The sequence below is a fragment of the Kitasatospora sp. NPDC048286 genome (assembly GCF_043201735.1).
Classification (GTDB): domain Bacteria; phylum Actinomycetota; class Actinomycetes; order Streptomycetales; family Streptomycetaceae; genus Kitasatospora.
In genome coordinates, this window is record NZ_JBICZE010000002.1 from 174,784 (window position 1) to 198,622 (window position 23,839).

Genomic DNA, 23,839 nt, shown 5'->3' on the forward strand with positions numbered 1-23,839 from the left:
AAGGACTTCACCATGGCCACCTCCCCCGAGACCGTCGAGCCCATGGCCGACCGCGCCGCCGAGCGCCGCCCCGCGGCGGCCCGCAAGGTGACCCGCCACCGCGGCGAGGGCCAGTGGGGCATGGGCCACCACACCCCCCTGAACGCCAACGAGCAGTTCAAGAAGGACGACGACGGTCTCAATGTGCGGACACGCATTGAGACGATCTACGCGCACCGGGGCTTCGACTCGATCGACCCCGCCGACCTGCGCGGCCGGATGCGCTGGTGGGGGCTCTACACCCAGCGCAAGGAGGGCATCGACGGCGGCAAGACCGCGATCCTGGACCCCCACGAGCTGGACGCCGAGTTCTTCATGCTCCGGGTGCGCATCGACGGCGGCCGGCTGACCGTCCCCCAGCTGCGGGCGATCGCCGAGGTCTCCGAGGAGTACGCCCGCGGCACCGCCGACCTGACCGACCGCCAGAACATCCAGTACCACTGGATCCGGATCGAGGACGTCCCGGCGATCTGGCGGAAGCTGGAGGCCGTCGGCCTGTCCACCACCGAGGCCTGCGGTGACACCCCGCGCGTCATCCTCGGCTCCCCGGTGGCCGGCATCGCCGAGGACGAGATCATCGACGGCACCCCCGCGATCGAGGAGATCCAGCGCCGCTTCATCGGCAACCCGGACTTCTCCAACCTGCCGCGCAAGTTCAAGAGCGCCGTCTCCGGCTCCCCGCTGCTGGACGTCGCGCACGAGATCAACGACGTCTCCTTCGTCGGCGTGGTCCACCCCGAGCACGGGCCCGGCTTCGACCTGTGGGTCGGCGGCGGCCTGTCCACCAACCCCAAGCTGGGTGTGCGGCTGGGCGCGTGGGTCCCGCTGGACAAGGTGCCCGACGTCTACGGCGGCGTCATCGGCATCTTCCGCGACTACGGCTACCGGCGCCTGCGCAACCGCGCCCGGCTGAAGTTCCTGGTCGCCGACTGGGGCGTGGAGCGGTTCCGCCGGGTGCTGGAGGAGGAGTACCTCGGGCGCCCGCTGCTCGACGGCCCCGCCCCCGCCGAGCCCGCCGCCCGCTGGCGCGACCACGTCGGCGTCCACCGGCAGCGGGACGGCCGGTTCTACGTCGGCTTCGCGCCGCGCGTCGGCCGGGTCGACGGCAAGCTGCTCGGCCGGATCGCCGACCTCGCCGCCGCCCACGGCAGCGACCGGGTGCGCACCACCGCCGAGCAGAAGATGCTCGTCCTCGACATCGCCGAGGAGCACGTCGAGGCCGTGGTTGCCGGCCTGGAGGCGCTCGACCTGCGGGTCACCCCCTCGCCGTTCCGCCGCGGCACCATGGCCTGCACCGGCATCGAGTACTGCAAGCTCGCCATCGTCGAGACCAAGGAGCGCGGCCGCACGCTCATCGACGAGCTGGAGCAGCGCCTGCCGGACTTCGCCGAGCCGCTGACCATCAACATCAACGGCTGCCCGAACGCCTGCGCCCGCATCCAGGTCGCCGACATCGGCCTCAAGGGTCAGCTGGTCACCGACGAGCACGGCGACCAGGTCGAGGGCTACCAGGTGCACCTCGGCGGCGCGCTCGGCCTGGAGGCCGGCTTCGGCCGCAAGGTCCGCGGCCTCAAGGTCACCAGCGCGGGCCTGCCCGACTACGTCGAGCGGGTGCTGACCCGCTACCAGGCCGACCGCGCCGAGGGCGAGCGCTTCGCCCAGTGGGCGGCCCGGGCGACCGAGGAGCAGCTGTCGTGAGTGAGCGATGGGGGCACCCCCGGCCGGAGGCCGGGGGAGAGGGAACCGATCAAGCAGGGTGTCGTTCGCGAAGCGAACGCCGAGCGCAGCGAGGTGGGCGATGAGTGAACGAGCCGCCCCCTTCTTCTGCCCGTACTGCGGCGACGAGGACCTGCGCCCCTCCGAGGCCGGGCACGGCGCCTGGGAGTGCCACGGCTGCCGCCGCGCCTTCCAGTTGAAGTTCCTCGGCCTGCTGGCACCGACCGACCACGGGGGTACGTCACATGAGCAGCACCGTTCCTGACCACGCGTCGGTCGCGGAGCGGGCCGGCCACGAGCTGGAGGAGGCGAGCGCGCAGGAGGTCCTCCGGTGGGCCGCGGACACCTTCGGCCCGCGGTTCTGCGTCACCTCCTCGATGGAGGACGCGGTCGTCGCCCACCTGGCGTCCTCGGTGTTCCCCGGGGTGGACGTGGTGTTCCTGGACACCGGCTACCACTTCCCGGAGACCATCGGGACGCGGGACGCGGTGGCCGCGACGATGCCGGTCAACGTCATCACGCTCACCCCGCTGAAGACGGTGGCCGAGCAGGACGCCGAGCTGGGGCCGCACCTGCACGACCGCGACCCGGACCTGTGCTGCTCGCTGCGCAAGGTCGAGCCGCTCAACCGGGGCCTGGCCGGCTACGACGCCTGGGCGACCGGGCTGCGCCGCGACGAGTCGCCGACCCGGGCGAACACCCCGGTGGTGTCCTGGGACCCGAAGCGCCGCAAGGTCAAGATCGCACCGATCGCCCGCTGGACCCAGGAGGACGTGGACGCCTACGTCGCCGCCAACGGCGTGCTGCTCAACCCGCTGCTGTGGGAGGGCTACACCTCGATCGGCTGCTCCCCGCTGTCCTGCACCCGCAAGCCCGGCGAGGGCGAGGACGCCCGGGCCGGCCGCTGGTCCGGCTCCGGCAAGACCGAGTGCGGCATCCACCTCTGACGAACCCGTCGGACGAACCGTCAACCACTGCGTAAGGAAGAACCCGTGACAGCTCACACCCTGGCCGCCGACGGAGCCGCAGAGGCGGCCCCCACGGCCGCACCCTGCGAGCGCGGCGCCACCGTGTGGCTGACCGGGCTGCCCAGCGCGGGCAAGACCACCCTCGCGTTCGCCCTCGCCGAGCGGCTGCGCGCCGAGGGGCACCGGGTCGAGGTCCTGGACGGCGACGAGATCCGCGAGTTCCTCTCCAAGGGCCTGGGCTTCTCCCGCGAGGACCGCCACACCAACGTCACCCGGATCGGCTTCGTCGCCGAGAAGCTGGCGGCGAACGGCGTCAAGGTACTGGCCCCGGTGATCGCCCCGTTCGCGGACTCCCGCGCCGCGGTGCGCGAGCGCCACGCGGCGAACGACACCGAGTTCCTGGAGGTGCACGTCGCCACCCCCGTCGAGCTGTGCGCCGAACGCGACGTCAAGGGCCTGTACGCGAAGCAGGCCGCCGGGGAGATCTCCGGCCTCACCGGGGTGGACGACCCGTACGAGGCGCCGAAGGACCCCGAGCTGCGCCTGCAGACCCGGGGCCGCGAGGTGGCCGAGTCCGCCGCCGAGCTGTACGTCTTCCTGACCGAGAGGGGTCTGGCATGACCACCGCGACGGACAGCCCGGTCCGGACCGACGACGCCCCGTTCGCGCTGTCCCACCTGGACGCGCTGGAGGCCGAGTCGGTGCACGTCTTCCGCGAGGTCGCGGGGGAGTTCGAGCGCCCGGTGATCCTCTTCTCCGGCGGCAAGGACTCCATCGTCATGCTGCACCTGGCGCTCAAGGCCTTCCACCCCGCCGCCGTCCCGTTCTCCCTGCTGCACGTCGACACGGGGCACAACTTCCCCGAGGTGATCGCCTACCGCGACCGCGTCGCCGCGCGGCACAACCTGCGCCTGCACGTCGCCCACGTCCAGGACTTCATCGACCGCGGCGTCCTGCGCGAGCGCCCCGACGGCACCCGCAACCCGCTGCAGACCGTGCCGCTGCTGGACGCCATCGAGCAGAACCGCTTCGACGCGGTCTTCGGCGGCGGGCGCCGCGACGAGGAGAAGGCCCGCGCCAAGGAGCGCGTCTTCTCGCTGCGCGACGAGTTCGGCGCCTGGGACCCGCGCCGCCAGCGCCCCGAACTGTGGTCGCTGTACAACGGCCGGCACGCCGTCGGCGAGCACGTGCGCGTCTTCCCGCTGTCCAACTGGACCGAACTCGACGTCTGGCAGTACATCGAGCGCGAGGGCATCGAGCTGCCGGAGATCTACTACGCCCACGAGCGCGAGGTCTTCGCCCGCAGCGGCATGTGGCTCACCGCCGGCGACTGGGGCGGCCCCAAGGACCACGAGCCGGTCGAGCGGCGGCTGATCCGCTACCGCACCGTCGGCGACATGTCCTGCACCGGCGCCGTCGACTCCGACGCCACCACCATCGAGGCCGTCATCGCCGAGATCGCCGCCAGCCGCCTCACCGAGCGCGGCGCGACCCGCGCCGACGACAAGCTCTCCGAGGCCGCGATGGAAGACCGCAAGCGCGAGGGGTACTTCTAACCATGACCAGCACCGCCACCCAGCACACCGCCGCCACCTCGCTGCTGCGCTTCGCCACCGCCGGCTCCGTCGACGACGGCAAGTCCACGCTCGTCGGCCGTCTGCTGCACGACTCCAAGTCCGTCCTCGCCGACCAGCTGGAGGCCGTCGAGCACGCCTCCCGCAGCCGAGGCCAGGAGGCGCCCGACCTCGCGCTGCTCACCGACGGCCTGCGCGCCGAACGCGAGCAGGGCATCACCATCGACGTGGCCTACCGCTACTTCGCCACGCCGCGGCGGCGGTTCATCCTCGCCGACACCCCCGGCCACGTGCAGTACACCCGCAACATGGTCACCGGCGCCTCCACCGCCGAACTCGCCGTCGTCCTCGTCGACGCCCGCAACGGCGTCGTCGAGCAGACCCGCCGGCACGCCGCCGTCGCCGCGCTGCTGCGCGTGCCGCACGTCGTCCTCGCCGTCAACAAGATGGACCTGGTCGACTACGCCGAGCCGGTCTTCGCCGCCATCGCCGCCGAGTTCACCGCCTACGCGGCCTCCCTCGGCGTCAAGGACGTGCTGGCCGTCCCGATCTCGGCGCTGGCCGGCGACAACGTGGTCGAACCCTCCGCGCACATGGACTGGTACGGCGGCCCGACCCTGCTGGAGCACCTGGAGACCGTCCCCGTCGGCAGCGACCCGGGCGCCGAACCCGCCCGCTTCCCCGTCCAGTACGTCATCCGCCCGCAGACCCAGGAGCACCCCGACTACCGCGGCTACGCCGGCCAACTGGCCTCCGGCGTCCTGCGGGTGGGCGACACCGTCACGGTCCTGCCCTCCGGCCACACCACCACCGTGGCCGGGATCGACGCGCTCGGCCGGGAGACGGACCTCGCCTGGGCCCCGCAGTCGGTGACCGTCCGCCTCGCCGACGACATCGACATCTCCCGCGGCGACCTCATCGCGGCCGGCCCCGCGCCCGTCCCCACCAAGGACATCGAGGCCACCGTCAGCCACCTCAACGAGCGTCCGCTGCGCGCCGGCGACAAGGTCCTGCTCAAGCACACCACCCGGACGGTGCGGGCGCTGGTCAAGGAGATCACCTACCGGATCGACATCGACACCCTGGAACAGCGCTCCGGCGCCGACGGGCTGGACGTCAACGACATCGGCCACATCGTGCTGCGCACCGCCGAGCCGCTGGCCCTCGACAGCTACACCGACAACCGCCGCACCGGATCGTTCCTGCTCATCGACCCGGCCGACGGCACCACCCTCACCGCCGGCATGGCGGGCGAGGCCTTCGACACCGCACCCACCACCGGCACACCCGACGAGGAGGACTGGGTCTGATGCCCAGCGAGGCGTTCTCGGGCATGGACAAGGAAGGCGGCCGCATCGGCAGCGGCGTCCTCGGCAGCGGCCAGGGCGGCCTGACCCGATGTGCGGGCCGACAGGGCTGAGTTCGCCCTGCCACCGGGCTGGCTTCCCCCACGGCCGCCCGGCCTGCCCCGGCACACCGCTGCCGCGCGCACCACCTTCCGCACCTTCCGCCCGAGACCGCCTCCTGACGGTCCGTCCGCGAACAGGACTCACCATGGCACCGAACCCGGCACCCTCGCACGGCACGCCCCCGCACGGCCCGTCCGCCCATAGCCGCCCCCGCCCCCGCGCCGGGCGGATCAGACGGCCCGCCGCCGCGGCCGCGGCCGGCCTGACCGCGGTGGCCCTGCTGTCCGCCTGCGGCTACGGCTCGCAGGCCGACGGCAAGTCCTCCGACACCAAGGCCGACACCGCGGCCACCGCCGGGGATTCCGGCGCGAAGCTGTCCGCGGACACGGTGAGGATCGGCTACTTCGCCAACCTCACCCACGGCACCCCGCTGGTCGGCCTCCAGGAAGGCATATTCCAGAAGGAGCTCGGCTCCACCCAGGTCAAGACCCAGGTCTTCAACGCCGGACCCGCCGAGATCGAGGCCCTGAACGCCGGCTCCATCGACATCGGCTGGATCGGCCCCTCCCCCGCGATCAACGGCTACACCAAGTCCGACGGCAAGTCCCTGAAGATCATCGGCGGTTCCGCCTCCGGCGGTGTCAAGCTGGTCGCCAACCCGGACAGGATCGCCTCCCTGGACGACCTCAGGGGCAAGAAGATCGCCACGCCCCAGCTCGGCAACACCCAGGACGTCGCCCTGCTCAACTACCTCGCGGGCAAGGGCTACAAGGTCGACGCGGCCTCCGGCGCCGGTGACGTCTCGGTCGTGCGCACCGACAACAAGGTCACCCCCGACGCCTACAAGTCCGGCTCCATCGACGGCGCCTGGGTGCCCGAGCCCACCGCCTCCAAGCTGGTCACGCTCGGCGCGAAGGTCCTGCTCAACGAGAAGGACGTCTGGCCGGACAAGCAGTTCGTGATCACCAACATCATCGTCTCGCAGAAGTTCCTCAAGGAGCACCCGGACGTGGTGGAGGCCGTGCTGCGCGGCTCGGTGAAGACCAACGCCTTCATCAAGGCGAACTCCGACAAGGCCAAGGCCGACGCCAACGAGGCGATCAGGAAGGAGGCCGGCAACTCCCTGGAGCCCGCCGTCCTCGACCCGGCCTGGGCCGACATCGACTTCCTGGACGACCCGCTGGCGAACACCCTCCAGGCCGAGGCCGACCACGCCGTCACCGCCGGGCTCCTCAAGAAGCCGAACCTGAACGGCATCTACGACCTCACCCTGCTGAACAAGGTGCTCGCCGCCCAGGGCCGGCCGGCCGTCGCGGACGCCGGACTCGGCGCCAAGTAGCGCCCGCGGCAAGGCCATTCATACCGGCACCGCCGTTCGCCGCGGCATCGCCGCCAGGCCCGGCGCCGCCGCCCGTCCCGACTCCGCGGTCCGGCCCCCGCCCGCCCGGTCGATCCCCGATCGATGCCCACCGGGACGGGCGGGGCCCGGGCCCCGGCCCAGACCTCTCCCTCCCGCCCGGAGGACCCCATGACCACTCACGCAGGAGGTGCCCGGATGACTCCGGCACTGACCACCTCGGCGGACGCCCCCGGCGCCGACGCCCCCGGCGGCGCGCCCGCCGTCCGGATCTCGCACGTGCACAAGTCCTTCGGCCGACCCGGCGCCCGGACCCACGTCCTGGACGACATCACCCTCGACGTCGCCCCCGGCGAGTTCGTCACCCTGCTCGGCGCCTCCGGCTGCGGAAAGTCCACCCTGCTCAACCTGGTCGCCGGCCTCGACCGGCCCAGCGCCGGCACCATCGAGGTGCCCGGCGGCCGCCCCGCCCTGATGTTCCAGGAACACGCCCTGTTCCCCTGGCTCACCGCCGGCCGGAACATCGAACTCGCCCTCAAGCTGGCCGGCGTCCCCCGCCCCGAGCGCCGCGCCGAGGCCGAGCGCCTCCTCGAACTCGTCCGCCTCGCCGGCGCGTACGGCAAGCGCGTGCACGAGCTGTCCGGCGGCATGCGCCAGCGCGTCGCCATGGCCCGCGCCCTCGCCCAGGGCAGCCAGGTGCTGCTCATGGACGAACCCTTCGCCGCCCTCGACGCCATCACCCGCGACGTCCTCCACGACGAGATCACCCGCATCTGGGCCGAACGGCAGCTGTCCGTCCTCTTCGTCACCCACAACGTCCGCGAGGCCGTCCGCCTCGCCCAGCGGGTCGTCCTGCTCTCCTCCCGCCCCGGCCGGGTCGCCCGCGAGTGGCACATCGACCTGCCGCAGCCGCGCCGCATCGAGTCCGCCGGCGTCGCCGACCTGTCCATCGAGATCACCGAAGAACTGCGTGGGGAGATCCGCCGCCATGGCCAGCACTGACACCACGCTCACCAAGCCCACCGGGAGCGCGAGCGACACCGCCGACGTCGGCGCGGGCCTCGACGCCCTCGACGCCGTCACCACCCAGCGCGGATCCCTCGGCGAGGCGCTGCGCGGCAAGGTCCTGCCGCCGCTGATCGGCGTCCTCGTGGTGCTCGCGCTGTGGCAGGGCGCGTACAGCCTGCAGCTCACGTCCTCGTACAAGCTGCCCAGCCCGGCGGACGTGTGGCGCTCCGCCCAGGACCTCTGGTACCAGGGCACCCTGTTCTCGATCATCTGGACCAGCGTCTGGCGGGGCCTGTCCGGCTTCCTGCTCGCCGTGGTCATCGGCACCCCGATCGGGCTGGTCGTCGCCCGGGTCCGGCCGGTGCGCACCGCGATCGGGCCGGTCCTGCAGGGCCTGCAGTCGCTGCCCTCGGTGGCCTGGGTGCCCGCGGCCGTCATCTGGCTCGGCATCAACGACTCGATGATGTACGCGGTGATCCTGCTGGGTGCCGTCCCGTCGATCGCCAACGGGCTGGTGGCCGGCATCGACCAGGTGCCACCGCTGTTCCTGCGGGCCGGACGCACCCTCGGCGCCACCGGCCTCACCGGGGCGCGCCACGTCCTCATCCCCGCGGCCCTGCCCGGCTACCTGGCCGGCCTCAAGCAGGGGTGGGCGTTCTCCTGGCGCTCCCTGATGGCCGCCGAACTCGTCGCGTCCTCGCCCGACCTGGGCCGGGGACTCGGCCGCTTCCTGGAGGACCAGCGCGAGTTCTCCGACATGTCGGGCGTCCTGCTCGGCATCATCCTCATCCTCTTCGTCGGCATCGCCATCGAGCTGCTGGTGTTCACCCCGGTCGAGCGCCGGGTGCTGCGCAACCGCGGGCTGCTGGCCGCGAGCAAGTGAGGCACCGCTGATGCCCGCCCTCCTCCTGATCGCCCACGGCAGCCGCGACCCGCGCCACGCCGCGACGGTGGCCGCGCTCGTGGAGGAGGTGCGGGCACGGCGGCCCGGCGTCGAGGTCGCCACCGCCTACCTGGACCACTGCGCGCCGCGGATCCCGCAGGTGGTGGGACGGCTGGCGGACGCGGTGGCGGTGCCGCTGCTGCTGAACCGGGCGTTCCACGCCAAGCACGACATCCCGGCCGCGCTGCGTGCCGCCGGCTCCCGGCTGCCGGTGGCGGACGTCCTCGGCCCCTCGCCGCTGCTGCTCGCGGCCCTGGACCGGCGGCTGGCCGAGGCCGGTCTGGAGGTCGGCTCGCCGGCGGTGCGGGCCCGTACCGGGGTCGTGCTGGCGGCGGCCGGCTCCTCCGATCCGGCCGCCGACGCGGCGACCCGCGCGGTCGCCGCGCAGTGGCGGCGCACCCGCGGCTGGGCGGGCGTCGAGGTCGCCTACGCCTCCGCGGCGGGCCCGCGCGTCCCCGACGCGCTCGCCGCCCTGCGCGCCGCCGGCGCCGGGCGCACCGCCGTCGCCCCGTACCTGCTGGCCCCGGGGCTGCTGCCGGACCGCATCGCGGCCGCCGCCGGGGCCGCCGGGGCGGACGTCCTGGCCGGCGTCCTCGGCGCGTGCCCCGAGGTGGCCGCACTGCTCCTGGAACGCCACGCCCAGGCCCTGCGCGCCACCGCAACGGCCCCCGCGCTCACCGCCTGAGCCTCACGAGGCCCTGCGGTGCTGGTACTCGGCGACCGCCGCGGTGATCACGCTGAGCGGCACCGGCTTCAGCCCCCGTTCCCGCGCCCGGCGCCGGACCTCGTCCATCACCGGCTTGGGCAGCCGCAGCGAGGTGGTGATCATCACCGACTCGGCCGCCACCGGTTCCCCCGGCTCGGCGCTCATGATCTCGTCCTCGGTCAGTTCGTGCGTCTCGTGGTACTCGGCAATCGCTTCGAGGTCCGCACCGTCGTCACCGTCCACGAGCAGCAGCGTGATGCACCTGCATTGCACGACTCAAGGCACTGTCGCTCCCCCGGGTGACGGCTCGCAGGGGCTCGCAGGGGCGCGGGCGGCGCGGCGGGCGCTGGTTCGGCGGCCGTAGCATACGGCGGGGTACGAAGCATTCGGCGCGGCGCGGGGAGGGCATCATGACCAGGGGCCTGGCCCGCTGGATACCGGGGCTGGTCATCGGCACGGCGGTGCTGCACCTGGTGTTCGGGCTGTGGCGGCCCTACGCCTGGGGGGCGATCGTGCGGGACGGGGTGCTGGCCGCGGTGGTCGAGCCGGGTGCGGCCGGGCGCGCGTCCCCCGCTGCCGCGGTCGGGTTCACGCTGGGCGGGGCGGCCGTGGTGGTGCTCGGCCTGCTGGCCCGCCGCAGCCTCCGGGCCACCGGTGAACTGCCCGCCCTGATCGGCTGGTCGCTGATCGCGGTCGGCCTGCCGGTGTGCGTCGTCTGCTTTCCCGGCAACGGCGGCTGGATGCTGCTGGTGATCGGTGTGCTGGCCCTGGTGGCGGCCCGGAAACCGGGCCGCCACTGAGTGCGGGCCTACCGGGGTCGTCAGACCGGCAGGTTCCACTTCTGGTTCTCGGCGCCGTTGCAGTCCCAGATGCCCAGCTGGTTGCCGTTGGCGGTGGAGAAGCCGAGGTCGTCCAGGCAGCGGCCGGACTGCGGGTTCAGCAGCGAGCCGTCACCGCGGGCCTGCCACTGCTGGGCGCCGGTGCCGTTGCAGTCGTAGATCTGCACCAGGGTGCCGTTCCCGGTGTTGCCACCGGAGACGTCCAGGCACTTGCCGAGCGCGCGGATGGTGCCGTCGACGCCGATCCGCCACTTCTGCGCGACCGTGCCGTTGCAGTCGTAGATCTGGACGGGGGTGCCGTTGCCGATGTTGGCGCCCTTCACGTCGACGCACTTGCTCGCGTAACCGGAGATCTGGCCGGTCGGGCCGGCCGGCGGGGTGGCGCCGAGGATGATGCGCGGGAACTGGACGGCGTCGCCGATGCCGCAGGCGGCGGAGGCGCTGCCGTCGCCGATCGCCAGGCCGCCGATGGCGGGGCGGGAGAACTGCACGGTGTGGGTGGAGTTCCAGTAGAGGCAGTTGGCGGTGACGGACCAGGTCTGCATCGGGTCGAGGCCGCTGCAGCTGCCGACGGCGTTCCAGGCGGAGGCCCAGGCGGAGCAGGCGGGGGCGGCCTGGGCGGCGGTGGCCGGTGCGGCCAGGGAGGCGGCCCCGGCGAGCAGGGCGGTGGTCAGCAGGGCGGAGGTGCGGCGCATGGGAAAGTCGTCCTTCCGGATCGAGGGGTGGGAACGCCAACTCGTCTTCCAGGGCGTCATGGTGACGATCCGTCGGACCGCTGGCGCGAGGTCGGGCCGGGGCGGCCGTCAGACCGGCAGGTTCCACTTCTGGTTGTCGGCGCCGTTGCAGTCCCAGATGCCCAGCTGGTTGCCGTTGGTGGTGGAGAAGCCGAGGTCGTCCAGGCAGCGGCCGGACTGCGGGTTCAGCAGCGAGCCGTCACCGCGGGCCTGCCACTGCTGGGCGCCGGTGCCGTTGCAGTCGTAGATCTGCACCAGGGTGGCGTTGCCGGTGTTGCCACCGGAGACGTCCAGGCACTTGCCGAAGGCACGAATGGTGCCGTCGGTGCCGATCTTCCACTGCTGGTTGGCGTTGCCGAGGCAGTCCCAGATCTGGACGGGGGTGCCGTTGGAGTTGATGCCGCCGCGCACGTCCACGCACTTGCTCGCGTAGCCGGAGATCTGGCCGGTCGGGCCCGCCGGGACGGCGGGGCCGGAGACGATCCAGCCGGAGGTCGGCATCGCCGGCCACATGCACACCGCGGTGGCGGTGCCGTTGCCGGTGGCCCAGGCACCGTACGCCGCCGAGAAGACGGGGAACCCGTTGGCGCCGATGCTCTGGCAGCTGCCGGCGACGCGCCAGGTCTGATTCGGGTCCAGGCCCGAGCAGGTGCCGACGAAGCCGTTGCCGCCTCTGCCGACGGAACAGCTCGCGGCGGCCAGGGCGTTGGCGCCCGCCGCGGTCTGAGAACTCTGGGAGATCTGGGAGCCCTGGGTGGCCTGCTCGGTGGCGTTGGCGGCCGGCGCGGTGAGTGCGGCGGCTCCGGCCAGCAGGGCGGTGGCGAACACGGCTGCGATACGGCGCATGGAAGGTCCTTCCGGGTCGTGGGATCACGTCGACCCACCGTCGGCGCGACCGTGGTGACGGTGCGTCGGATGTGTGGGCCGCGTGAAAGACTCGGGGGTGCGCGGTCGGCCGTCAACCGGCAGGTCACCGGCAGCTGCCGGGCGTGGGCGCCCTGATCAGGGCCGTCGCTCCGAGCGGCAGTTTCGCCGGGCCTGTTCGACTCCCCGCCGCCGGACAACCGAACAGGCCCGGAGAGCCGGACGGGCCCGCAGAACCGAAACAGGCCCGGAAAGCCGGACGGGCCCCGCACGCCCCCCTGCCGTGGGGAGGTGCGGGGCCCGTTCGGTGCGGGTCGGACGGCCGTCAGTCGGCCTTGCGGCGCTGGCGGCCGGTGCCGTAGTTGGAGCCGGACTTGGAGCCGCTGCCGGGCTTGGCCCGGCCCGAGGAGCGGCCGATGAAGCCGGCCGCCTGCGGGCGCTCGCCCTGGGCGGCGCCGCCCATGCGCTGCTTGGGGCGGGGGCGGCGCGGGTTGCCGTTCATGTCGACGTCGGTGGGCAGCCCGGAGCGCTTGCCGGAGCGGCGGCGCGGGGAGCCGGACTTGGCCCCGGCGGGCTTGTCGGCGCCGGCCTGGGCCGCGGCGCCGGAGGCGGCCTGGTCCGCGGGGACCGGCACGGCCAGCGTCACCGGGACGCCGCTGGGCGTGCGGGCGCCGGTGATCCGGGCCAGGTCGGCGTCGCCCGGGCGGATCTTGGTGATGGTCGGGCGGATGCCGGCCACCGTCATCAGCCGGTTGACCTCGCGGCGCTGCTCGGGCAGCACCAGGGTGACGACCGTCCCGGACTCGCCGGCGCGGGCGGTGCGGCCGCCGCGGTGCAGGTAGTCCTTGTGGTCGACCGGCGGGTCGACGTTGACGACCAGGTCCAGGCCGTCGATGTGGATGCCGCGGGCGGCGACGTTGGTGGCGATCAGCGCGGTGACGTGGCTGTCCCGGAACTGGTCGAGGACCCGGTTGCGCTGCGGCTGGGACTTGCCGCCGTGCAGGGCGGCGGCCTTCACGCCGTTGGCGAGCAGCTGCTTGGCCAGCCGGTCGGCGCCGTGCTTGGTGTGCACGAACATGATGACGCGGCCGTCGCGGGAGGCGATGTGCGCGGTGGCGGAGGCCTTGTCGGCGGGCTCCAGCTGGAGGACGTGGTGGTCCATGGTGGTGACCGCGCCGGCCGAGGGGTCGACGGAGTGGGTGACCGGGTCGGTCAGGAAGCGCTTGACCAGCCGGTCGACGTTGCGGTCCAGGGTGGCGGAGAACAGCATCCGCTGCCCGCCCTCGGCGACCTGCTCCAGCAGCTTGCTGACCTGCGGCAGGAAGCCCATGTCGGCCATCTGGTCGGCCTCGTCGAGGACCGTGATCGCGACGTCGGAGAGCTTGACGTCACCGCGCCCGATCAGGTCGTCCAGCCGGCCGGGGGTGGCCACCAGCACCTCGGTGCCGCGGCGCACCGCGTTGGACTGCCGCCCGATCGACATGCCGCCGACGACGGTGGTGATCCGCAGGTTGACGGCGGTGGCGTACGGGGTGAGCGCCTCGGTGACCTGCTGGGCCAGCTCGCGGGTGGGCACCAGGACGAGCGCCAGCGGGTGCCGGGAGTCGGCGCGGCGCCCGGCGGTACGGGCGAGCAGCGGCAGGCCGAAGGCCAGGGTCTTGCCGGAGCCGGTGCGACCGCGGCCGAGCACGTCGCGCCCGGCGATCGAGTCGGGCAGCGTGGCGGCCTGGATCGGGAAGGGCTCGGTGACGCCCTGGCGGGTGAGCGCGGAGAGGAGCGCCTTGGGCAGTTCCAGCTCGGCGAAGGACGCCGCCGGGGGCCGGGCCGGGGTGCCCTGGACCACGGTGAAGTCGGTGGCCTCGGGGGCGGCGGCGGGGCGGTTCTGCCGGGGGGCGCCGGCGCGGCTGCGCGGCTTGCGCCGACCGTCGCCGGAGGCGGTGCCGGCGGTGCGGCGGGCCTGGTCGGACTTGCGGGGGCCGCGGTCGCGCGGCGGGCGGGCAGGGGTGGTCACGGGATCTCCATCCATCGGTCTACAGCCCGGTTCGCGGGCTGGGTCGGCCGTCGGAAGGGAGAGTGCGCCGCCCCGGCCGTACGGCGGCATGAGCGGGGGCCCGCACCATGGGTGCGGGCCCCGCTTCGCGATGATCGCGAGTCAGCGTGAAGCTGACGTCAGCCGATGATCTGGATGTTCTCGGCCTGCGGGCCCTTCTGGCCCTGGGTGACGTCGAACTCGACCTTCTGGCCCTCGAACAGCTCACGGAAGCCCTGAGCCACGATGTTCGAGTAGTGGGCGAACACGTCGGCGCCGCCACCATCCTGCTCGATGAAGCCGAAGCCCTTTTCGCTGTTGAACCACTTCACGGTGCCGGTAGCCATAACCGTCTCCTCTAACTGGGGCATCAGGGACCCACACCTCGTGGATCCCCAAGTAGCCGCGATCCCCATCCGGAGACTGAAACACCGGACAAAACAAATGCGCCTGTCGGTTGGAACCAGCAGGCGCACACCACGTTCATGGGAACCAAAACTGCAACTGCTTCGACTGTAGCACGGTGGAACCGGGGTTGACCGGGGATTTTCTGCCCGGGAGATCACGTTTGGCGGCCCGGGGTAAGGGGCAGGCGGCGCCCCGCCGAAGCGGGACGCCGCCTGCCCCTTACCGATCCGTCCGGGTCAGCTCCGGCCGGCCGGCTCCGGCACGCCGTGGGCGTCGGCCAGCGGGGTCGGGCCGTGGCCGTGGCCGTGGCCCGGGCTGTCCGCGCGGCCGGGCCACCAGGCGCGGTGACCGAGCAACGCGGTGAGCGCAGGTGTGAAGAACATCGCCATCACGAAGGCCGCCAGCACGATGCCGAAGGCCAGCGAGAAGCCGAGCTCCATGAAGAGCACGTTGCCCGCGAACATGAAGGTCGCGAAGGACGCCGCCAGGATGAAGCCGGCCGCCGCGACGGTCGGGCCGCCGTGCTTGACGGCCTCGCGGGCCGCGTCGCGCGGGTTGCGGCCCTCACGGGCCTCCTCGCGGAGGCGGGCGATGATCAGGATGTTGTAGTCCGTGCCGATCGCCACCACGAAGAGGTAGATGAAGATCGGCAGCATGAACATCAGGCCGGGCTCGCCCTTGACGTTCTGGAACAGCAGGGTGGTGGCGCCGAGGGTCGCACCGAAGCCGAGGCCGACGGAGGCCATCAGGTACCAGGGGGCGACCACGCTGCGCAGCTGGAGGCCCAGGATGAGCATGATGAGCACGGCCGCGATCGGGAAGACCAGCGTGTAGTCGTGCACCATCGCGGTGTTGATGTCCTTGTACACCGCGGTGACGCCGCCGACCAGCGCCTTGCTGCCGGACGGGGCCGACGCGTGGGCGGTGTCCCTGACCTTCTCGATGGTGTCGATGGCCTTGTTGGAGGCCGGCACGTCCTTGAGCAGGACGGTGAAGTCACCGGTGGCACCGTCGGCGCTGATCGTCTTGGCCTCGGCGCTCGGCGCGACCACGCTGGCCACCCCGGGGACGCCCTGGAGCTTGTCGGCGAAGTCCTTGATCGCCGCGTCGCCGAGCTTGGCTCCGCCGCTGCTGGTCAGGAAGACGTGGCTGGGGTCGGCGGCGCCGGCCGAGAAGGCCGACATCAGCTTCTCCTCGACGACGATCGACTCCTTGCCCTTGGGCATCGAGCTGCCGGCCAGGTCGTAGGTGCCGTTGTAGTTCACGCCGGCCAGGGCAAGCACCAGCAGGACGCCGCCGGAGACCAGGGCGACCAGGCCGGGCTTCTTGCCGGTCATCCGGCCCAGCGCGGCGAAGCGGGCGTTCGACGGCTCCTGCATCCACTTCTTACCGGGCCAGAACACGCCCTTGGACGGGATGACGGCGAGCACGGCGGGGGCCAGGGTCAGCGAGACCAGGGCGGTCGCGATGACGGCGATGGCCAGTGCCGGGCCGAGCGCGGTGAACATGCCCAGGCTGGAGAGGACCAGGACGGCGAAGGCGACGGCGACGGCACCGGCGGCGGAGGCGATCGCCTCGCCGACCCGGCCGACGGCGTTGGCGACGGCCGTCTTGCGGTCCTCGCCCAGGCGCAGCCGCTCGCGGTAGCGGAACGCCAGGAAGAGGAAGTAGTCGGTGCCGACGCCGAGGACCACGATGATCAGGATCGCCGAGGTCATCGGGGAGGACTTGAGGTCGAACATCTTGATCGCGTCGGCGATCAGGCCGTTGGCCACCGGCATCGCGATGGCCAACGAGAGTATGACCGGCAGGATGCCGGCCAGGATGCTGCGGAAGATGATGCCGACGATCAGGATGACCAGCAGCAGGCTGCCGAACATGACGATGGCGTCGGTGGCGCCGGAGGCGTCCTGCTGGTCCAGGGCGCTCGCGGCCCCGCCGCCGACCTGGAACTTCAGGCCGGAGCCGTCGGCGAGCTTGGTGCCCTCGCTGCGCAGCTTCTTCGCGGCTTCGGTGTACTCCTCGCTCTGCATCTTGGTCTTGTCGATGGCGACCATGGACAGCGCGTACTTGCCGTCCTTGGACATCGAGGTCTTGGGGTCGACGGGCACGACCGTCTCGACGGCGGGGATGTGCGCGTCGGTGAGGCCCTTGACGACCTTGTCCATCGTGGCCTGGTCGGCGCCGTTCAGCGCCTGGCCGTCGTTGCGCTCGAAGAGCAGCAGCGCGGCCGGGGTGAAGCTCGACGGGAAGGCCTCTCCTTGGAGCTGCGCCGCCTGGATGGACTCGTAGTGCTTGGGCAGGAACGCGGACTCGTCCGTCTGCGAGGTGACCTTCGGCGCCGTCATGACGATGGCGAGCATCGCGACGACCCATGCGGCGATCACCCACCACGCACGGCGAACGACGAATTGTCCTAGTCGGTGGAACATGCTCGTGATGCCTCCTGGGCATGGTTCACCGCAGCCCTCGGGGGACGGGTTTCGGGGCGACGGCAAGGCCGGCTCGGGAGCGCCCGCGGGCGCTCACTTGCCGGTCGGCAGGTAAGTGAATCTGGGGCATCATCCTACGAGCACTTGCTTGCCGCCCGGCAAGGAGCCCCCGCGTGTTTCAACCCCCGTCGGGCCGCCACGAAGCGGCCCCGGCCCAGTTTCTCCCGGGCGCGGGCCCGTTGACCTCGTACTGCGGGTGGAGACTTCTCCCCCTCAGGGTGGAGGTGGATCCCCTACCCCCCAGGAGGAGATCTCGGGGTCGGGGGGTAGGGAAAACCCCACCCGGGCCCCGAGGAGAGCACCAGGAAGAGGCCACCCGCCAGCCGGATTAACCGCCAACCCCCGCTTCCCTACTGTCGATCGGGACGCCGGACCGCAGTCGGCGCACCGCGATCGGCGGCTCCCGGGACCCGGGGCCGCCGCCGCTCCCGTCCGGCGACGACCGCCGAATCTCCCAGGGGGGAAGAACCACCGTGAAGCCCGTGAAGCCCAGACTCGGCCTGGCGGCGGCGATGGGCGCCTGGAGCGCCCGGCACCGCAGGACGGCCGTGTTCGGCTGGCTGCTGTTCGTCGTCCTGACCGCCGTCCTCGGCGGCCTGCACGGCAGCACCAGGATCACCGAAGCCGAGCAGGTCCCCGGGCAGGTCTCCCGGGCCGCGCGGATCCTCGACGAGGCCGGTCTGAAGAGCCCGGCCGGCGAGACCGTGCTGGTCCAGAGCGCCACCCGCAGCGCCGACGACCCGGAGTTCCGCGCCGCCGTCGCCCAGGTGGTCGCCGCCGTCAACGGCACCGGCGAGGCCGCCGAGGTCCACTCGCCGTACGACACCAAGGCGGTCTCCGCGGACGGCCACTCCGCGCTGGTGACGCTGACCCTCAAGGGTGACGCCACCGAGGCCGTGGACCACGTCCAGCCGGTACTGGACGCGGTGGCCGGCGTGCAGAAGCGGAACCCCGACCTGACCGTGGTCCAGCTCGGCGACGCCAGCTCCGGCAAGTGGGTGCAGGACCAGCTCACGAACGACTTCGCCCGCGCCGAGTGGACGGCCGTGCCGCTCGCCCTCGGCATCCTGCTGGTCGCCTTCGGCGCGCTGGTCGCCGCCGTGCTGCCGGTGGTGCTGGCGCTCACCGCCTTCGTCGCCGCCGCCGGGCTGGTCGCGCTCGGCAGCGGGTTCCTGCACACCAGCGGCGACGCCAGCTCGGTGATGCTGCTGGTCGGCCTCGCCGTCGGCGTCGACTACTGCCTGTTCTACCTGCGCCGCGAACGCGAGGAGCGGGCCGCCGGGCGCGACGCCGCCACCGCGCTGGCCGTGGCCGCCGCCACCAGCGGCCGGGCGGTGCTGGTCTCCGGCATCACCGTGGTCGTCGCCATGGCCGGCATGTTCCTCACCGGGATCTCCACCTTCAAGGCGATGGCCTTCGCCACCATCGTGGTCGTGATCACCGCCGTACTCGGCTCGCTCACCGTGCTGCCCGCGCTGCTGTCGCTGCTCGGCGACCGGGTCGAGAAGGGCCGGGTCCCGTTTCTCGCCAAGCTGCGCCGCCCGGACACCGGACAGGACGGCGGACGGTTCTGGAACGCGGTGCTGACCCCGGTGCTGCGCCGCCCGCTGGCCGCCACCGTGCTCGCCTGCGCCTTCCTGCTGGCCCTGGCCGCACCGCTGCTCACCATGCACACCGCCAAGCTGACCTTCCAGCAGCAGTTGCCCAGGGGCAACGCCCTGGTCGCCGCCTCGCAGAAGATCGAGGCCGCCTTCCCCGGCAGCCCCGCCCCCGCCACCGTGGTGATCAGGGCCGCCGACATCGACTCCCCCGCGATGACCGCCGCGATCGCCGAGCTCCAGGCCAGGGCGCTGGCCGGCGGGCGGATGCACGGCCCGGTGGAGGTCGCCGTGCACGCCGACCGGAACGTGGCCGTCGTCAACATCCCGCTCAACGGCAGCGGCAACGACGCCACCAGCAACGACGCCCTGAAGAGCCTGCGCGAGGACCTGCTGCCCGCCACCGTGCTCAAGGTGCCCGGCAGCGAGGCGCCGGTCACCGGCCAGACCGCCGCCTCGTACGACTTCAACCGGAAGATGACCGGCTCGATGCCGCTGGTCTTCGGCTTCGTCGTCGCCTTCGCCTTCCTGCTGATGCTCACCTCGTTCCGCTCCCCGGTCGTCGCGGCCACCGCCGTGGTGCTCAACCTGCTCTCGGTGGGCGCCGCGTACGGGGTGCTGACGCTGGTCTTCCAGCACGGCATGGGCGCTTCGCTGCTGGGCACCGCCGGGGTCGGCGCGGTGGAGTCCTGGGTGCCGCTGTTCCTCTTCGTGATCCTCTTCGGGCTCTCGATGGACTACCACGTGTTCGTGGTCTCCCGGATCAAGGAGGGCCGTGACCGCGGCCTGCCGACCCGGGCCGCCGTCGCCCACGGCATCCGCTCCACGGCCGGGGTGGTCACCAGCGCCGCGGTGATCATGGTGGGGGTGTTCTCGGTCTTCGGCTCACTGTCCATGCAGGTGATGAAGCAGATGGGCGTGGGCCTGGCGGTCGCGGTGCTGATCGACGCCACGGTGATCCGCGCGGTGCTGCTGCCCTCGGTGATGACGCTGCTGGGCGAGCGCAACTGGTACCTGCCGCGCTGGCTGCACTGGCTGCCGGACCTCTCGCACGGCGAGTCCGTCCCGCCGCTCGGCGCCGACGGGGCCGCGCCGCCCGCCCGGCCGGCCGCCGCGGCGACGGAGGGGGCGCGCCACCGCCGGGCCGGGGTCTGAGCCCCCCGCCGGAACGCCCCGACGCCGGGTCCCGCAACGCGCGGGGCCCGGCGTCCGTGCGTCATGATGATCACCGTCCGGGATCCTCCGGACGAACGTCGGCGGAACGGAACCAGTCATGATCCCCTTCGACGAGGGCCGCGCCCGGCTGCTGCTCGCCCAGGCCTGCGAGTCGGCCGGACTGGCCGCCCCCGACGGGGCCACGCTGCTCGCCCTCGGCGAGAACGCCGTCTTCGACCTCGGCGTCCCGGCCGTGGTCGCCAAGGTCGGCCGCGGTCCCGAGCTGTACGACCGGGCGCACCGCGAGCTGGCCCTCGCCCACTGGCTGGCCGGGCAGGACGTGCCGGTGGTCCGCCCGTACGACGCGGTGGCACCCGAGCCGCAGCTCGCCGACGGCCACCCGGTCACCTTCTGGCACCGGCTCGCGCCCGCCGTCCGGCCCGCCCGCCCGGTCGACCTCGCCCCGCTGCTGTGCGTCCTGCACCGGCTGCCGCTGCCGCCCTTCACGCTCGGCCGGCGCGACCTGCTGGCCCCGGTCGAACGCTGGCTGGCCTCCGCCGAGGGCCACGTCGACCCGGCGGACGTCGCCTTCCTGCGCCACCGCCGGGACGCCTTCGAGGCCGCCCTGCCGGACCTCGTCCCGCAGCTGCACCCCGGGGTGATCCACGGCGACGCGCTGCCGCGCAACGTCCACATCGGCCCCGAAGGCCCGGTGCTGCTCGACCTGGAGTTCATGGCGAACGACCTGCGCGAGCACGACCTGGTGGTCCTCGCGCTCAGCCAGGACCGGTACGGCGTGCCCGCCGAGGAGTACCGGGCGTTCACCGAGGCGTACGGGTGGGACGTGCGCGAGTGGCCCGGCTTCACGGTGCTGCGCGGCGCCCGGGAGACCGCCAGCGCCTCCTGGGTGGCGCAGCAGGCGGCCAGCAACCCGGCCGCGCTGAAGGAGTTCCGGCGCCGGGTGGACTCGCTGCGGGACGGGGCCACGGAGGTGCGCTGGTACCCGTTCTGACGGCCCTCCCGTTACCCGTGGCGGGGCGGCTCTGCCAGCGGGGCGGGTGTGAGAAGACTCTTACGGCGGTTCGGTCCGGTCAGCAACCGAGGAACGTACGATCGGCGTCCTATCGGACAGTCGTCCTGACCCGAGAGATCGGCACCGTACTCGCACCTCAGGAGCCGCCGCCATGCACCGGACCGCCCGCCGCCGCCCCTTCGCCCCGACCCGACCGTCCCGCTCCCGGCGCCGGCTGCTGGCGGGCTGTGTGGTGGTGGCCGCCGCCCTGGGGCTGGCCGCGTGCGGGACGGCCGGCAGGACGCCCCAGGCGGCGCCGAGCGCGGCCGCGGCCGGGACACCGTCCCCGGACGCCGCCCGGCCGAGCGGGACGGCGGCGACCACCATCGCGCCGGCACCCGGCTCGGACGCCGCGCCGCCGGTCTCCCCCGCGGCCCCCTCCGCGCCCGCCGCCGCCCCGTCGGCGCCGGCGAAGCCGAACCCGCCCGCGGCCACGGGCTCCCCGGTGTCCACCGCGCCCGCCGCGCCGGCCGCTACCCCGACCGCACCGGCCGCCGACCCGTCCTCGCCCGCCGCGCCGCCCCCGCACACCGGGGCGGGCACCGTGATCGGCTCCACCGCCTCCGGCGGCCGCACCGTGGCGCTCACCTTCGACGACGGCCCCGGCCCGGCCACCGGCCAGATCCTGGACCTGCTGGCCCAGTACCACGCCAAGGCCACCTTCTGCGAGATCGGCCAGAACGCCGCCGCCAACCCGGCCATGGTCAAGCGCGTCCTGGCCGCCGGGCACCGGCTCTGCGACCACAGCGTCCACCACCCGCAGCCGTTCGCGAAGCTCCCGCACGACAAGGCCGTGCACGAGATCACCGCCGCCCGGGACATGATCGTCCAGGCGGGCGGCCCCGGCACCGAGGTCGGCTGGTTCCGCGCCCCGGGCGGCGGCTTCAACGCCGACAACGAGCAGATCACCGCGAGCCTGGGGATGTCCTCGCTCGGCTGGTCCGTCGACCCGCGCGACTGGGCGCGGCCGGGGACGCCGGCGATCGTCTCGGCCGTGCAGAAGCAGCTCAAGCCCGGCGGCGTCATCCTGATGCACGACGGGGGCGGCGACCGCGGCCAGACCGTGGCCGCGCTCAAGCAGCTGCTGCCCTGGCTGGTCGCCCAGGGCTACACCTTCGACTTCCCGGCCGCGTAGGGCCGCCGGGGCCCGCCACCGCGGGATGTTTCCCCCTCGTTCACCGGCCGGACGGCGGCCCCCACACCGCCCGCCCCGGCCGCCGCACTAGCCTCCCGGCATGACTGCCGGCGCTCCGTCGAGCTCCCGACTCCCTTACCTCGAACGGCGCCTGGGCTTCGGACGGGCGCTCGCGGCGCTGCTCCTGCTGGCGCTGTGCGCGATGGCCGGCCGGCTGTTCGCGGCCGGGGTGGTCGCCTACCGCGACCCGGAGACCTGCTCACGGCTCTGCCTCGGCTCGCCCTACACCCAGGCGTACTGGGCCGGCGCCGCGCTGTGCTGGCTGACGGGCATGGTGGGCGCGGCGATGGTGGGCCGCTCCCCCGGCGCCGGCGCCCCGAACCGGCTGCCCGCCGGCGGGGTCCTGCTCCTCGCCATCCTGGCCGGGGCGCTCGGCGCGGTCTATGGGCCCGGCGGGCCGTACCGGGCCGCGCTGCCCGCCGTCGGGCTCCTGGCGGCACTCACCCTGATCCTGGTCACCCTGTCCGAGTCCCGGCTCCGGGCGCAGTACCGCACGTACCGGGCCGCCCGGACGACCGCCGACCGGCTCGCCGCGCACGGGGTGAGCACCACCGGCACCGTCACCGCCGTCCAGCCCGGTGAGCCGACGGGCTTCGCCCAGCCGCAGTTCCGGCTCACCGTCGGCTACGCGGCCCCCGACGGCGTCGCCCGCAGCCTGGTCTGCGTGGTCCGTGTCCAGGCCTACCTCGCGCCCCGGGTCGGGCAGTTGATGACCGTCCGCTACGACCCGCTGGCGCCGGACACCGCCGAGGCCGCCATCGTGGCCCCGCCCGAGGGGGTCTGACGCCGCAGGCGGGCCCGGGGCCCGGGCCCGGCGCGGTGGAAGCCCGGCTCGGCGACCATCGGGCCGGACCGGTGCTCGACCTCGGCGGCGAGCGCGAGGAAGCCGGGCAGGTCCGCGGGGCGGGCGGGGCGTACCGCGCGGACGTCCGTCACCGGGCGGGCCAGCGCGGGTCGACCACCGCCTGCGGGTCCTTGCCGCGGCGCAGCCAGGCCTGGAGGCCCTCGGCCCACTGCCGGTACCAGTCGATCTGCCTCCGGTGCAGCTCGGCCGGGTCCAGCGCGCCGACCTCGTTCGGGTAGCGGCCGGCCAGCGCGACGGCGACCCGGACGGCGGCCAGCGCGTCGCTGCCCGCCTCGTGGGCGTCCGTCAGCTCCACCCCGTACAGCTCGCAGACCCGCTGCAGGGTGCGCGAGCCCTTGCGGTACTTGTCCACGGCGCGGTCGATCACCAGCGCGTCCAGCACCGGCCCGACGGGGCGGCCCAGGCGCTCGGCGAGCGTCGCCAGCCCGTGCCGGCGCAGCTCGGCGTCGAGCAGCGACAGGTCGAACGGCGCGTTGAACGCCACCACCGGCCGCCCGTCGGCGATCCGCTCGCACAGCGCGGCGGCTATCTCCTCCACCGCCTCCTTCGCCGGTCTGCCCTTGCTCCGCGCCACCTCGTCCCCGATCCCGTGGATCGCCTCCGCCTCGGCGGGTATCGGCACCCCGGGGTCGAGCAGCCAGTGCGCGGCGCCCACCAGGGCGGCCCCGACGGTGTCCACGAGCGCGGCCGTGACGATGCGGTCCACGGCCGGGTCGGTGCCCGTGGTCTCCAGGTCGAAGCCGACCAGTGGCTGCTGCCACCAGCTCATCAGGTGTGTCCTTCCGTCCTGCCTCTCGAAACAGCCCCTATCATCACCCGCCCCACCGACAGCCCGACCCACGGGGAGCCCGGGCCGGGTCGCTACGAG

General features: G+C 73.3%; 22 protein-coding genes. 15 read left to right on the forward strand and 7 right to left on the reverse strand.

The features are described from left to right. Window positions 1-12 precede the first annotated feature (12 nt). The 10 genes from ACGF13_RS05090 to ACGF13_RS05135 all read left to right on the forward strand — a co-directional run bounded on the left by ACGF13_RS05090 (window position 13) and on the right by ACGF13_RS05135 (window position 9,699). A complete protein-coding gene (locus ACGF13_RS05090) occupies window positions 13-1,737 on the forward strand; it encodes a nitrite/sulfite reductase (RefSeq protein ID WP_392869083.1) in 1,725 nt (574 codons plus the stop codon). Between the two features lie 100 nt (window positions 1,738-1,837). Continuing rightward, window positions 1,838-2,020, forward strand: a complete 183-nt coding sequence (locus ACGF13_RS05095; protein WP_392869085.1) for a hypothetical protein — start codon at window positions 1,838-1,840, stop codon at window positions 2,018-2,020. Beyond that, window positions 2,001-2,702, forward strand: coding sequence for a phosphoadenylyl-sulfate reductase (locus ACGF13_RS05100; RefSeq protein WP_392869087.1), 702 nt, complete (start codon window positions 2,001-2,003; stop codon window positions 2,700-2,702). The genes ACGF13_RS05095 and ACGF13_RS05100 overlap by 20 nt, the downstream gene beginning before the upstream one ends. 60 nt (window positions 2,703-2,762) lie before the next feature. Next, window positions 2,763-3,344: an adenylyl-sulfate kinase gene (gene cysC, locus ACGF13_RS05105; protein WP_392870029.1), complete on the forward strand. Its 582-nt coding sequence runs from the start codon at window positions 2,763-2,765 to the stop codon at window positions 3,342-3,344. Next, window positions 3,341-4,279, forward strand: coding sequence for a sulfate adenylyltransferase subunit CysD (gene cysD / locus ACGF13_RS05110; RefSeq protein ID WP_392869089.1), 939 nt, complete (start codon window positions 3,341-3,343; stop codon window positions 4,277-4,279). The genes cysC and cysD overlap by 4 nt, the downstream gene beginning before the upstream one ends. 2 nt (window positions 4,280-4,281) lie before the next feature. Then, a complete protein-coding gene (locus ACGF13_RS05115; RefSeq protein WP_392869091.1) occupies window positions 4,282-5,607 on the forward strand; it encodes a sulfate adenylyltransferase subunit 1 in 1,326 nt (441 codons plus the stop codon). A 244-nt stretch (window positions 5,608-5,851) separates the two neighbouring features. After that, complete coding sequence (locus ACGF13_RS05120; RefSeq protein WP_392869093.1) at window positions 5,852-7,045, forward strand: aliphatic sulfonate ABC transporter substrate-binding protein; 1,194 nt, start codon at window positions 5,852-5,854, stop codon at window positions 7,043-7,045. Between the two features lie 216 nt (window positions 7,046-7,261). After that, window positions 7,262-8,065 (forward strand): ABC transporter ATP-binding protein, encoded by an 804-nt coding sequence (locus ACGF13_RS05125; RefSeq protein ID WP_392869095.1) that lies wholly within the window; start codon window positions 7,262-7,264, stop codon window positions 8,063-8,065. Further along, the gene (locus ACGF13_RS05130; protein ID WP_392869097.1) at window positions 8,052-8,954 is read left to right on the forward strand and encodes an ABC transporter permease; all 903 of its coding nucleotides are present in this window, start codon (window positions 8,052-8,054) and stop codon (window positions 8,952-8,954) included. Before ACGF13_RS05125 ends, ACGF13_RS05130 begins: the two co-directional genes overlap by 14 nt. A gap of 10 nt (window positions 8,955-8,964) precedes the next feature. Next, window positions 8,965-9,699 (forward strand): sirohydrochlorin chelatase, encoded by a 735-nt coding sequence (locus tag ACGF13_RS05135; RefSeq protein WP_392869099.1) that lies wholly within the window; start codon window positions 8,965-8,967, stop codon window positions 9,697-9,699. A 3-nt stretch (window positions 9,700-9,702) separates the two neighbouring features. Here ACGF13_RS05135 and ACGF13_RS05140 read toward each other — a convergent pair whose 3' ends face one another. Beyond that, entirely contained in the window at window positions 9,703-9,963 is a 261-nt protein-coding gene (locus tag ACGF13_RS05140) for a hypothetical protein (protein WP_392869101.1), read from the reverse strand. Between the two features lie 167 nt (window positions 9,964-10,130). Between ACGF13_RS05140 and ACGF13_RS05145 the strand changes: the two genes are divergently transcribed. Further along, the gene (locus ACGF13_RS05145; protein WP_392869103.1) at window positions 10,131-10,520 is read left to right on the forward strand and encodes a DUF6463 family protein; all 390 of its coding nucleotides are present in this window, start codon (window positions 10,131-10,133) and stop codon (window positions 10,518-10,520) included. A 20-nt stretch (window positions 10,521-10,540) separates the two neighbouring features. Here ACGF13_RS05145 and ACGF13_RS05150 read toward each other — a convergent pair whose 3' ends face one another. From ACGF13_RS05150 to ACGF13_RS05170, 5 genes are all read right to left on the reverse strand, one after another. Beyond that, the gene (locus ACGF13_RS05150; RefSeq protein WP_392869105.1) at window positions 10,541-11,254 is read right to left on the reverse strand and encodes a ricin-type beta-trefoil lectin domain protein; all 714 of its coding nucleotides are present in this window, start codon (window positions 11,252-11,254) and stop codon (window positions 10,541-10,543) included. 108 nt (window positions 11,255-11,362) lie between these two features. Further along, on the reverse strand, window positions 11,363-12,139 hold the full coding sequence (locus ACGF13_RS05155) for a ricin-type beta-trefoil lectin domain protein (protein WP_392869107.1): 777 nt from the start codon (window positions 12,137-12,139) through the stop codon (window positions 11,363-11,365). A 343-nt stretch (window positions 12,140-12,482) separates the two neighbouring features. Then, window positions 12,483-14,168: a DEAD/DEAH box helicase gene (locus tag ACGF13_RS05160; protein ID WP_392869109.1), complete on the reverse strand. Its 1,686-nt coding sequence runs from the start codon at window positions 14,166-14,168 to the stop codon at window positions 12,483-12,485. Window positions 14,169-14,326: 158 nt separating this feature from the next. Further along, window positions 14,327-14,533 carry a cold-shock protein gene (locus ACGF13_RS05165; protein ID WP_049657493.1) on the reverse strand — a complete coding sequence of 69 codons (207 nt, stop codon included), beginning with the start codon at window positions 14,531-14,533 and terminating at the stop codon, window positions 14,327-14,329. A 297-nt stretch (window positions 14,534-14,830) separates the two neighbouring features. Beyond that, window positions 14,831-16,981, reverse strand: a complete 2,151-nt coding sequence (locus ACGF13_RS05170; RefSeq protein ID WP_392869111.1) for an MMPL family transporter — start codon at window positions 16,979-16,981, stop codon at window positions 14,831-14,833. Window positions 16,982-17,598: 617 nt separating this feature from the next. Here ACGF13_RS05170 and ACGF13_RS05175 point away from each other — a divergent pair. From ACGF13_RS05175 to ACGF13_RS05190, 4 genes are all read left to right on the forward strand, one after another. Next, window positions 17,599-19,839 carry an MMPL family transporter gene (locus ACGF13_RS05175; RefSeq protein ID WP_392870032.1) on the forward strand — a complete coding sequence of 747 codons (2,241 nt, stop codon included), beginning with the start codon at window positions 17,599-17,601 and terminating at the stop codon, window positions 19,837-19,839. A gap of 118 nt (window positions 19,840-19,957) precedes the next feature. After that, on the forward strand, window positions 19,958-20,851 hold the full coding sequence (locus ACGF13_RS05180) for a phosphotransferase enzyme family protein (RefSeq protein ID WP_392869113.1): 894 nt from the start codon (window positions 19,958-19,960) through the stop codon (window positions 20,849-20,851). A 172-nt stretch (window positions 20,852-21,023) separates the two neighbouring features. Continuing rightward, complete coding sequence (locus ACGF13_RS05185; protein WP_392869115.1) at window positions 21,024-22,046, forward strand: polysaccharide deacetylase family protein; 1,023 nt, start codon at window positions 21,024-21,026, stop codon at window positions 22,044-22,046. Window positions 22,047-22,146: 100 nt separating this feature from the next. Continuing rightward, window positions 22,147-22,890, forward strand: coding sequence for a DUF3592 domain-containing protein (locus ACGF13_RS05190; protein ID WP_392869117.1), 744 nt, complete (start codon window positions 22,147-22,149; stop codon window positions 22,888-22,890). A 148-nt stretch (window positions 22,891-23,038) separates the two neighbouring features. Here ACGF13_RS05190 and ACGF13_RS05195 read toward each other — a convergent pair whose 3' ends face one another. Beyond that, on the reverse strand, window positions 23,039-23,740 hold the full coding sequence (locus tag ACGF13_RS05195) for an exonuclease domain-containing protein (RefSeq protein WP_392869119.1): 702 nt from the start codon (window positions 23,738-23,740) through the stop codon (window positions 23,039-23,041). Window positions 23,741-23,839 lie beyond the last annotated feature (99 nt).